The organism is Pseudoxanthomonas taiwanensis, assembly GCF_010093135.1.
GTDB classification, from domain to species: domain Bacteria; phylum Pseudomonadota; class Gammaproteobacteria; order Xanthomonadales; family Xanthomonadaceae; genus Pseudoxanthomonas; species Pseudoxanthomonas taiwanensis.
In genome coordinates this window covers 1-10,561 of sequence record NZ_PDWK01000083.1, presented here as the reverse complement: position 1 = coordinate 10,561, position 10,561 = coordinate 1, and the positions used below count along the sequence as shown (strand labels likewise).

Below are 10,561 nucleotides of genomic sequence, written 5' to 3'. Positions count from 1 at the left end.
TGCGGCGCGGTTTCGGCGAAAGGCAGGGCGGCGGCGGCGGCGGGGCGTCTACCAGCGTGACCAGGATGGTGCGTTCCTGCTCCACCTCCGCCTTTGGCGCGACGGCGGGGATCAGCAGCAGCATCAGGGCCGCCAGGTGCAACGCGATGACGAACGCGATGCCGATGATGCGCGGCCAGCTGAGTCCGCTGTCCTCGGCTTCTTCGTATTTCCTGTGGACGACCAGTTGTTCAGACATGCGCCAGTGGCTCTTTGGGGGGGTTGGAGCCCGATGCGGGTTCCCGGTTCGCGCGGTAAACACCGCATGAACCGCCAAGCATATAACAATACCGCCGCCCTGTGCCTAGGGCGCGGCCCATTACTTTGTTCACTTCAGGTTGAGGATCTTGCGGGCGTCCTCCGGGTTGCGCACGCCCTTGGCCAGGGCCTGCTGGGCGGCCTGCTTGGCCTCGGGGATGCGGCCTTCCTGCCACAGCACGCGGGCCAGGTTCAGGTAGGTCTCGCCGTCCTTGGACAGCGGGGCGGCCTTCTGCCAGTTCTCGATGGCCTGCGGGATCTGGTCGCTGTAGTAGTAGGACTGGGCCAGCGCCAGGTAGGTCTGGTGGTCGGGCTTGAGGATGCCCTTCTGCAGGCCGTCGTTGATCACCTCGATGACGTCCTTCTCGTGGCCGTCCATGTTGGCGTAGGTGACGTAGAGCTGGCGGTACTCGCGCTCCTCGGTCAGCTGGCCGGCGGCGCGCAGCTTCTCCAGCACGGCCGCAGCCTTGTCCATCTGGTCGGCCTGGGCGTAGACGGTGGCCAGGTTGGTCTGCGCCTTCTTGTCGTCCGGGTTCTTGGCCGCCAGCTGCTCGGCCAGGCGGATCGCCTCGGCGCTCTGGCCGGCCTCGGCGTAGGTGGCCATCAGCAGCTGCACCCAGGTGTCGCGCGGCTCGGGCGTGGATTCCACCGCCTGCTTCAGCGGGGCGATGGCCTCCTGGTAGCGCTCCATCTGGTACAGGGCCTGGCCCTTGATCACCAGATCCTCCGGACGGGTCGACCTGGTCTCGGCCAGGTAGCGGTCCAGGGTGGCCAGGCCTTCCTGCAGCTCGTCGTCGGCCAGCTGCAGCTGGGCCAGCATCAGCATCGACTGGTAGTGGCCGTTGTTGTCCAGGCCGTTGAACTCCAGCGCCTGCCGCAGGTAGTCCTTGGCGGCGGCGGTGTCGTCGAGGCTGTAGGCGGCCTGCGAGGCCAGCTGCGCGGCCAGCGACTTGTCGTACTCGTTCGCCCCGTCGGTGGCCAGGATCTCGTCGGCCAGGGCGCGGGTCTGCTCGTGGTCGTCCTTGTTGTAGACGTCGATCAGCTTCTGCAGCTTGCGGCCGAGCTTGGCCGATGCCTTGACCCCCGGCTCCTGGCGCGTGGCCTCGGGGAACATCACCTGCGCCTTCTCCGCCTTCCGGCCGCTGGAGCGCGTCTGCGCGGTGGCGTCCGTCACTACCACGCCACCGAGCGCGGCGGCGATGAACAGGGACAGGACGGCTTGCTTGCGGAATTTCATCGGGCTCACCTCTTGTCGGGCCGGTCTTCCGGCCACGGCGTCAGGAATCGGACCGGCAACGCTATCAGAACCGGCCACCATACGGAAACGGTTGGTTCGGCAGGGCGTCAGTTGCTGCACCGCGGTATCCGACCCGCCTGTCGGGCCGCGTCGCGTACCGCCTGCAGCGCGGGAACGCGCTGCTGCAGCGCACGGATGCGGTTCTGCGGATCGGGGTGGGTGGACAGCCACTCGGGGCTGCGGCCGGCGCTGGTGGCGATCATGTTCTGCCACAGCGCCACCGCCTCGGCCGGGTCGAAGCCGGCCTCGGCCATCAGGCGCTGGCCGATCTCGTCGGCCTCGGTCTCCTGCACGCGCGAGAACGGCAGCAGCAGGCCCAGCTGCGCCACCATGCTGCCGCCCTGGGTGACCAGGTCGGCACCGGACTGGCCGTAGCGGCTGCCGGCCAGCGCACCGACCACCGCCAGGCCGGTGGAGGCCATGCTCTGCCGGGTGATGCGCTCGTTGGAATGGCGCGCGTACACGTGCCCGATCTCGTGGCCGATCACCGCCGCCAGCTGGTCCTGGTTCTTCGCGACCTTGAACATGCCGCTGTTCACGCCGACCTTGCCGCCGGGCAGGGCGAAGGCGTTGGGCTCGTCGTCCACGAACACCGCCGTCTCCCACTGCAGGCCCCGCCACTCCTCCGGCAGGTGCGGCACCAGCGCGCGGACCACGCACTGCACATAGGCGTTCTGTCCGGCGTCGGTGGCGACGGTCTGCTTGGCCTTCATCTGGGTGAAGGCCTGCGCACCCATCTGGTTGAGCTGGTCGTCCGAGTACGACAGGTACTGCTTGCGACCGGTCGGCGAGGTGGCCGTGGCACAGGCCGCCACCAGCATCGCGATGGCCGCCGCCAGCATCCAGGGTTTCATAGGGTCGGTCCGTTCCCGGATCGGGGTATACGAGTTTCGTCGCGACGGGCTTAACTTTTCGTCAAGCGGCCCCCGCCAGGAACGAGCCCAGCGCCAGCGCGTTGTTCAGCGCATGCGCCGCCAGCGCCGCCCACAGGGTGCCGGTGCGCCAGTACACCCAGGCGAAGGCCGCGCCGAGCACGCCGTAGACCAGCCACAGCTGCAGCATCCCGGCCAGACCGTTGGCGGTCAGGCCGGGCGGCTCGTGCACCAGGGCGAAGGCCAGGCTGCTGAGCAGCAGGCCCAGCCAGGGCCGGCCGCCGGCGAGGAAGCGACCGAACAGCACGCGCCGGAACAGCAGTTCCTCGTAGGCCGGCGCCAGCAGCACCGCGAACAGGACCAGGAACACCGGCCAGCGCTGCCAGCCGGCCTCGACCACGCTCAGGTTGCTGGGCACCGGCTCCAGGCCCAGCGCCGAGGCCAGCGCCGAGAAGCCGGTGGCGAAACCGAAGCAGCCGGCGCCGACCAGCAGGCTCAGCAGCCAGGTGCGCGGCCGCGCGGCCGCCTGGCGCGAACGCAGGCACTCGCCGGCGTCGGCGCGGCGGCGCCAGAAGTACAGGGCCAGCGCGGGCACCAGCACCCCGGCCATGGCCGCCAGCAGCTGGCCCATCGGATCCAGCTCGCCGGTCGGGGCCACGCCGGCCAGGGTGCGGGCCACCATCCAGGCCGTGGCCACCCCGGCCGAGACCACCACCAGCAGGACCATGGCCACCGCCCAGTCCAGGACAAAGCCGGCCAGCAGCGGTCCCACCGGCCGCGGCGCCGCGGCCGGACCGGTCGCCGGCATCGCCGGCGGCAGCCCCGGAGCGGCGTCAGACATCCAGGTTGGCGACCTTGAGCGCGTTGTTCTCGATGAACTCGCGGCGCGGTTCGACCACGTCGCCCATCAGCGTGCTGAAGATCTGGTCGGCGGCCACCGCGTCCTCGATGCGCACGCGCAGCAGGCGGCGGGTGTCCGGGTTGACCGTGGTCTCCCACAGCTGCTCGGGGTTCATTTCGCCCAGGCCCTTGAAGCGCTGGATCTGGCGGCCCTTCTTGGCCTCCTCCATCAGCCAGGCCTGCGCCTGGGCGAAGCTGGTCACCACCTGCGAGCGGCCGCCGCGGACCACCTGCGCGCCCTCGCGGACCAGGCCGTGCAGCAGCGCCGCCGCCTCGTGCAGCGGGCGCAGTTCGCCGGATTCGAACACCGACAGCGGCAGCAGGTACTGGCGCTCCTCGCCCATGTGCCGGCGCACCACGTTCAGCGCCGCCGGCTGGCCCTCACTGCCGGGCACCAGCTTCAGCGAGAAGCGCGGGCTGCCCAGGCTGCCGCGGTTCAGGCGCGCCTCCAGGGCCTCCAGGGCCTTGGCGCCCGCCTCGCTCTGCAGGTGTGCGGCGTCCAGCGGGGTGAAGTCGATCAGCGCCTCGAGCAGGTGCGGGTCGAAGCGGTGGCTGTTGCGGGCGATGGCCTCGCGCGCGGCGGCGTAGGCCAGCAGCAGCTTCTCCAGGAACTCGCCGGTGATCGGCGGCTCGCCCTCGGCCGGCACCAGGGCCGCCCCCTCCACCGCGCTGCTGGCCAGGTAGGCGTTCAGCGCCGCGTCGTCCTTCAGGTACAGCTCGGTCTTGCCCTGCTTGACCTTGTACAGCGGCGGCAGGCCGATGTAGACGTGGCCGCGCTCGATCAGCTCCGGCATCTGCCGGTAGAAGAAGGTCAGCAGCAGGGTGCGGATGTGGGAGCCGTCCACGTCCGCGTCGGTCATGATGATGATGCGGTGGTACCGCAGCTTGTCCGGGTTGTACTCGTCCTTGCCGATGCCGGTGCCCAGCGCGGTGATCAGGGTGCCGACCTCCGCCGAGGAGAGCATGCGGTCGAAGCGGGCGCGCTCGACGTTGAGGATCTTGCCGCGCAACGGCAGCACCGCCTGGTTGCGGCGGTTGCGGCCCTGCTTGGCCGAGCCGCCGGCGGAGTCACCCTCAACGATGAACAGTTCAGAAAGAGCAGGGTCCTTTTCCTGGCAGTCGGCCAGCTTGCCCGGCAGGCCGGCGATGTCCAGCGCGCCCTTGCGGCGGGTCAGCTCGCGCGCCTTGCGCGCGGCCTCGCGGGCGCGGGCCGCGTCCACCACCTTCTCGGCGATGGCGCGGGCCTCCTGCGGGTGCTCCTGCAAGAACTCCTCCAGGCGCGCGCCGAACACGTTCTCCACCGCCGGCTTGACCTCGGAGCTGACCAGCTTCTCCTTGGTCTGGCTGGAGAAGCTCGGGTCGGGCACCTTGACCGACAGCACCGCGATCAGGCCCTCGCGCATGTCGTCGCCCGAGAGGTTGATCTTGGCCTGCCTGGCCAGGCCGTTCTGCTCGATGTAGTTGCTGAGGGTGCGGGTCAGCGCCGCGCGGAAGCCGGCCAGATGGGTGCCGCCGTCCTTCTGCGGGATGTTGTTGGTGAAGCAGAACATCGTTTCCTGGTAGGCGTCGGTCCACTGCAGGGCGACTTCCACCACGATGCCGTTGTATTCGCCGCTGACCGAGATCACGCTCGGGTGCAGCGGGGTCTTCAGCTGGGCCAGGTGCTCGACGAAGCTGCGGATGCCGCCTTCGTACTGGAACACGTCCTGGCGGCCCTCGCCGCGCTCGTCGACCAGGGTGATCTTGACGCCGGAGTTGAGGAACGAGAGCTCGCGCAGGCGGCGCGCCAGCACCTCGTAGTGGAACTCCACGTCGCTGAAGATCGAGGCGGCCGGCTTGAACCGCAGCTGGGTGCCGCGGCGCTCGGACGCCTCCAGGCGGCGCAGCGGGTACAGCGGCTCACCCAGGGCATACTCCTGCTGCCAGTGGTAGCCGTCGCGCCAAATGTCCAGCCACAGGTGCTCGGACAGGGCATTGACCACCGACACGCCCACGCCGTGCAGGCCGCCGGAGACCTTGTAGGCGTTGTCGTCGAACTTGCCGCCGGCGTGCAGCACGGTGAGGATCACCTCGGCGGCCGAGCGCCCCTCCTCCTTGTGGATGTCCACCGGGATGCCGCGGCCGTTGTCGGTGACCGACACCGAGCCGTCCTGCAGGATCCGCACCACGATCTCGTCGGCGTAGCCGGCCAGGGCCTCGTCCACGGAGTTGTCCACGACCTCGAACACCATGTGGTGCAGGCCGGTGCCATCGTGCACGTCGCCGATGTACATGCCCGGCCGTTTGCGCACCGCCTCCAGGCCGCGCAGCACGGTGATCTTGCTGGAGTCGTAGGAATCGTTGCCGGGGGTGGAACTCGGGATGTGCTCGCTCATGCCTTCGCCGCGATCGGAGCCCGTGCCGCGCGCCCGACGGGGGACGCGGTCACCATGGCCATGGGGTGACAGTCGATTATACCAGCCGGCACCCCCACCCCGCCGGGCGCGGGGGCGCAGGGGGATTCAGGGCCCGATGCGGCCCTGTTCCACGTGGAACACGCGCGCCGCCAGCCCGGCTTCCAGCACCGCCGGCGGCGGTTCGGTGGCGGTGACGAACAGCTGCACGTCCGGCTGCGCCAGCAGGTGGTCCAGCACCCGGCGCTGGTGGGTACGATCCAGCTCCGAAGGCAGGTCGTCCAGAGCCACCACCGGCCACTGCCCCTGGCGGGCGGCGTAGTCCTCGGCCTGGGCCAGCAGCATGGCCAGTGCCGCCAGCTTGGCCTGGCCGCGGGAGAGCGCCTCGCGGCCGGGCAGCCCGGGCAGGAGCAGGCGCCAGTCGGCCCGGTGCGGGCCCACCGAGGTGTGCCCGGCCAGCCGGTCGCGCTGGCGGGCCAGCAACAGCGCGTCGGCCAGGGACAGCTCCTGGCGGCGCCAGCCGGGCTGGAACTCCACCCCGGCCAGGGCGAGACCGTCGGTCAGCCGGCCCAGGATCGCCACCGCCCGCGCGGCCAGGTCGCCCAGGTAGCGTTCGCGGTGCAGGGACAGCGCCTCCCCCGCCTCGGCCAGCTCGCGGTCCCAGGCCTCCAGCTGCGCGTGGCCGCCGCCGGACTTGAGCAGGGCGTTGCGCTGCTTCAGCGCCCGGGCGTAGCGGCGCCACACCGGCAGGAAGTCCGGTTCCACGTGGAACAACCCCCAGTCGAGGTAGCGGCGGCGGTGTTCCGCGCCGCCGCTGACGAGGGCGTGGCTGCCCGGCTCGAAGGTCACCACCGCCAACGCGGCACACAACTCGGCCAGGTGGGCCACGTCCGCGCCGTCCAGGCGCCCGGTCCAGGCCTGGCCGCCGTGGCGCAGGCCGCCGCGCCGGCGCCGGGTGCCGCCGCCGGCATCGGTCTGTTCCCACTCGACGAACACTTCCAGGGCCTCGGCCCCGTCGCGGACCAGGCCATCGCGCACCCGCCCGCGGAAGCTGCGGCCGTAGGCCATCAGGTGCAGGGCCTCCAGCACGCTGGTCTTGCCGGCACCGTTGGCCCCGGTCAGCAGGTTCAGGCCCGGCGCCGGCTCCAGCTCGGCCGCCTGGAAGCGGCGCAGGTCGCGCAGGACCAGGCGGGTCACGCGCATGGCGTGCCCTCCCCGACAGCACGACGCCCGGCCGGGGCCGGGCGTCGGTGGCGTTCCACGTGGAACATGGTCGGTTGCGGATCCACCCGGGTCAGAGCCGCAGCGGCATCACCACGTGGCGGCAGCGCTCGCTGCCCGCCTCGCGGATCAGCGACGAGGAGTTGGCGTCGCGCAGCGCCAGCACCACGTGCTCGTCGCGCAGCGCACCCAGCGCGTCCAGCAGGTAGTTGACGTTGAAGCCGATGGCCAGCCCGTCCACGCGGGTATCGGCCTCGACCTCCTCCTGCGCCTCCTCCTGTTCCGGGTTGTGCGCGTTGATGCGCAGCTGGCCCGGCGAGATCTCGATGCGCACGCCCCGGTACTTCTCGTTGGACAGGATCGCCGCACGCTGCAGGGCGGCGCGCAGCACCTCGCGGTCCACCTTCACTTCCTTCTCGGCGCCGATCGGGATCACCGCCTCGTAGTCCGGGAAGCGACCGTCGATCAGCTTGGAGGTGAAACCGACGTCGTCGCGCTTGACCCGGATGTGGCTGCGGCCTATCTCCAGCTCCAGGGTCCGGTCACCGCCCTCCAGCAGGCGCTGCAGTTCCATCACGCCCTTGCGCGGGACGATGATCTGGCGCTTGGCCACGACCGGCTGTTCCAGCGGCGCCTCGCACAGGGCCAGGCGGTGGCCATCGGTGGCCACACAGCGCAGGGTCTGCTCGCGCAGGTCGAACAGCAGGCCGTTGAGGTAGTAGCGCACGTCCTGCTGGGCCATGGCGAAAGCGGTGCGCTCGATCAACTCCTTGAGCGCGGCTTCCGGCACGCTGATCCGCTCGTTGGCCTCGACCTCGTCCACCGAGGGGAAGTCGTTGGCCGGCAGCGTGGCCAGGGTGAAGCGGCTGCGGCCGGCCTGCACCGAGACCTTGTCACCGGAATGGGACACGGTGACCCGGCTGCCGTCCGGCAGGGCGCGCACGATCTCGAACAGCTTGCGCGCCGGGATCGTGGTCTCGCCGTCCTCGGCATCCTCGACCGAGGCACGCGCGATCATCTCCACTTCCAGGTCGGTGCCGGTCAGCGACAGCACCCCGTTCTGGACCTGGACCAGGAAGTTGGCCAGCACGGGCAGCGTCTGCCGGCGTTCTACCACGTTGACCGCCTGGGCCAGGGGCTTGAGAAAGGCCTCGCGTTGCAGGGTGAAACGCATGGAAGTCCGTGCCTCTACGCTTTGAAAGATGTGGAATAAATCGGAAAGCGGTGGTGCTGGAGTCGGCCCGGACTTGTGGATAACGCATCCAAGCCTTTGTTTTTGTGGGTTTTCCTTCGAAGGCAAAGCCTGCGCGGAAGTTTCCGGACAAGGTGGGACAAGCTGTGGATGAAATCGGGGCCTGCGATCTGTCCCCGGGTTATCCCCAGCCCATCCCGGCCTTGGACACCGGTTATTCGCTGAGCTTGCGGATGAGCTTATCCCAGTCCTCCCGCAGCTTGCCGTCGGTCTCCATCAGCGCCTTGATCTGCCGGCAGGCGTGCAGCACGGTGGTGTGGTCGCGGCCGGCGAAGGCGTCGCCGATCTCGGGCAGCGAGTGCTCGGTCAGTTCCTTGGTCAGGGCCATGGCCATCTGCCGCGGCCGCGCCAGCGAGCGGGTGCGGCGCTTGGACAGCAGGTCCTTGACCTGCAGGCCGTAGTAGTCGGCCACCGTCTTCTGGATGTTGGCGATGCCGATGGCCTGCTGCTGGGCACGCAGCAGGTCGCGCAGGGTCTCCTGGGCGAACTCCACGGTGATGGCCCGGCCGGTGAAGTTGGCGCGCGCGGCCAGCGTGTTGAGCGCGCCCTCCAGGTCGCGCACGTTGGAGCGCATCTTCTTGGCCAGCAGGAAGGCCACCTCGTCCGGGACCTCGATGCCACGCTCGCGCGCCTTGGCCAGCACGATCGCCGCACGGGTCTCGAAGTCCGGCGGGTCGATGGCCACCGACAGGCCCCAGGCTAGGCGCGACTTCAGCCGCGGCTCCAGGCCGTCCACCTCGCGCGGGTAGCGGTCGCAGGTCATGATGATCTGCTGCCGGCTGTCGAACAGCGCGTTGAAGGTGTGGAAGAACTCCTCCTGGGTGCGGTCCTTGCCGGCGAAGAACTGGATGTCGTCGATCAGCAGTGCGTCGATCTGCTGGAACTGGCGCTTGAACTGGTCGGCGGTCTTCTCCTGCAGCGAGCGGAAGAAGGCGTTGTAGAACTGCTCCGAGCGCAGGTACAGCACCCGCGCGTTGGGATTGAGCCGCCGCATCTCGTTGCCGGCGGCGAACATCAGGTGGGTCTTGCCCAGGCCGGTGCCACCGTACAGCAGCAGCGGATTGTGGGCGCGGTCGCCCGGCCTCTGCGCCGCCTGCCAGGCCGCGGCCCGGCCCAGCTGGTTGGAGCGGCCCTCGACGAAGTTGTCGAAGGTGTAGTGCGGGTCCAGGTTGCCGTTGAACGGCTCGGCCGGGGCGCTGGCCCGTGCCGCCGGGGCGGCCGGTCCGGCCACCGGCGCGGCGGCCGGCCCCGGCTCGACCGGCCTGGGCCGCGAGCCGATCTCCAGGGCCACGTTCGGATGGCCCGCGAAGTGCTGCGCCAGCTCCCGGATCCGGGCCAAGTAGCGGTCGCGCACCTGCTCGACGATGAAGGCATTGGGCGCGTACAGCACTACACCGTCGGCGCGCTCCTCGGCCTGCAGGGGTTTGAGCCAGGTATGGACGTCCTCGGCCGGCAGTTCGGCTTCGAGGCGTTCCAGACAGCGGGGCCAGGCATCCATCGGAAAGGCAAAGCTCATCGGGCGCCGGCCGCGACGCAGGGCGTCGGCGGCGGGGCGCGGGGGACGGAAATCGGACGGTTCCAGCCTACCACCCGGGGCGGCTTTTCCCAAGGTTCATCCACAGGGCATCCACAGGGCCGTTGACACCGGGCGCGGGCCCGCATGCCGGTCCGACTTGACCTGGCTGGCGCCATCCCCCAGAATTTCCGATTCTTTCAGTCCAGTTAACCGAGTGCCGCCATGGCCACCAAGCGCACCTTCCAGCCCAGCAACCTCAAGCGCAAGCGCGACCACGGCTTCCGTGCCCGCATGAAGACCGCCGACGGTCGCAAGGTCCTGGCCCGTCGCCGTGCCAAGGGCCGCAAGCGCCTGAGCGCCTGAGCACGCTCGCCCCGCCCGCGGCGGGGCCGCGGCGCTCCCCTCCCGCCATGACCCCGGACCCGCGCGCGCGATTCCCTCGCAGCGCCCGGGTCCGTTCGCGCGTGCAGTATGCACGCGTGTTCGAGGGCGGTCGCCGCCCCGGCGACGCCCTGCTCGGCCTGCACTGGCTGCCGGCAGCAACCCCCCCGCGCTTCGGCCTGGCGGTGTCGCGCAAGGTCGATCCGCGCGCGGTCGGCCGCAACCGCATCAAGCGCGTGCTGCGCGAGAACGTGCGCCACCTGCGACCGCAGCTGGCCGGCGGCGACTATGTGATCGTCGCCCGCCCGGCCGCGGCGCGCGCCGGGCACGCCGAGCTGGCGGCTTCGCTGCGGCGCCTGCTGCGCAAGCTCGGCGCATTGCCGGCACCGCCCCCCGGCGGCACAATGCCCGCGCCCCCCACGTCCGTTTCCC

Annotated in this window: 9 protein-coding genes and 1 pseudogene; 2 read left to right on the top strand and 8 right to left on the bottom strand. The window is 70.4% G+C overall.

The genetic code is table 11. From position 1 onward, the window contains the following. The 8 genes and pseudogenes from CR938_RS12730 to dnaA all read right to left on the bottom strand — a co-directional run. A pseudogene (locus CR938_RS12730) lies at nt 1-238 on the bottom strand (energy transducer TonB); the annotation flags it as partial. A gap of 129 nt (nt 239-367) precedes the next feature. Continuing rightward, nucleotides 368-1,534 (bottom strand): tetratricopeptide repeat protein, encoded by a 1,167-nt coding sequence (locus CR938_RS12725; protein ID WP_162125369.1) that lies wholly within the window; start codon nt 1,532-1,534, stop codon nt 368-370. Nucleotides 1,535-1,641: 107 nt separating this feature from the next. Continuing rightward, nucleotides 1,642-2,448: a M48 family metallopeptidase gene (locus CR938_RS12720; RefSeq protein ID WP_162125368.1), complete on the bottom strand. Its 807-nt coding sequence runs from the start codon at nt 2,446-2,448 to the stop codon at nt 1,642-1,644. Nucleotides 2,449-2,509: 61 nt separating this feature from the next. Then, entirely contained in the window at nt 2,510-3,307 is a 798-nt protein-coding gene (locus CR938_RS12715) for a CPBP family intramembrane glutamic endopeptidase (RefSeq protein ID WP_162125367.1), read from the bottom strand. Further along, nucleotides 3,300-5,741 (bottom strand): DNA topoisomerase (ATP-hydrolyzing) subunit B, encoded by a 2,442-nt coding sequence (gene gyrB, locus CR938_RS12710; RefSeq protein WP_162125366.1) that lies wholly within the window; start codon nt 5,739-5,741, stop codon nt 3,300-3,302. Before gyrB ends, CR938_RS12715 begins: the two co-directional genes overlap by 8 nt. 126 nt (nt 5,742-5,867) lie before the next feature. Beyond that, nucleotides 5,868-6,962, bottom strand: coding sequence for a DNA replication/repair protein RecF (recF, locus tag CR938_RS12705; protein WP_162125365.1), 1,095 nt, complete (start codon nt 6,960-6,962; stop codon nt 5,868-5,870). Nucleotides 6,963-7,053: 91 nt separating this feature from the next. Continuing rightward, nucleotides 7,054-8,154 carry a DNA polymerase III subunit beta gene (gene dnaN, locus CR938_RS12700; protein WP_162125364.1) on the bottom strand — a complete coding sequence of 367 codons (1,101 nt, stop codon included), beginning with the start codon at nt 8,152-8,154 and terminating at the stop codon, nt 7,054-7,056. Between the two features lie 232 nt (nt 8,155-8,386). Then, nucleotides 8,387-9,730 carry a chromosomal replication initiator protein DnaA gene (gene dnaA, locus CR938_RS12695; RefSeq protein ID WP_162125363.1) on the bottom strand — a complete coding sequence of 448 codons (1,344 nt, stop codon included), beginning with the start codon at nt 9,728-9,730 and terminating at the stop codon, nt 8,387-8,389. A 240-nt stretch (nt 9,731-9,970) separates the two neighbouring features. Between dnaA and rpmH the strand changes: the two genes are divergently transcribed. Together rpmH and rnpA are read left to right on the top strand one after the other, a co-directional pair. Next, the gene (rpmH, locus tag CR938_RS12690; RefSeq protein ID WP_019397383.1) at nt 9,971-10,111 is read left to right on the top strand and encodes a 50S ribosomal protein L34; all 141 of its coding nucleotides are present in this window, start codon (nt 9,971-9,973) and stop codon (nt 10,109-10,111) included. 47 nt (nt 10,112-10,158) lie between these two features. Then, on the top strand, nt 10,159-10,561 hold a 403-nt coding region (gene rnpA / locus CR938_RS12685), incomplete at its 3' end, for a ribonuclease P protein component (RefSeq protein ID WP_162125362.1).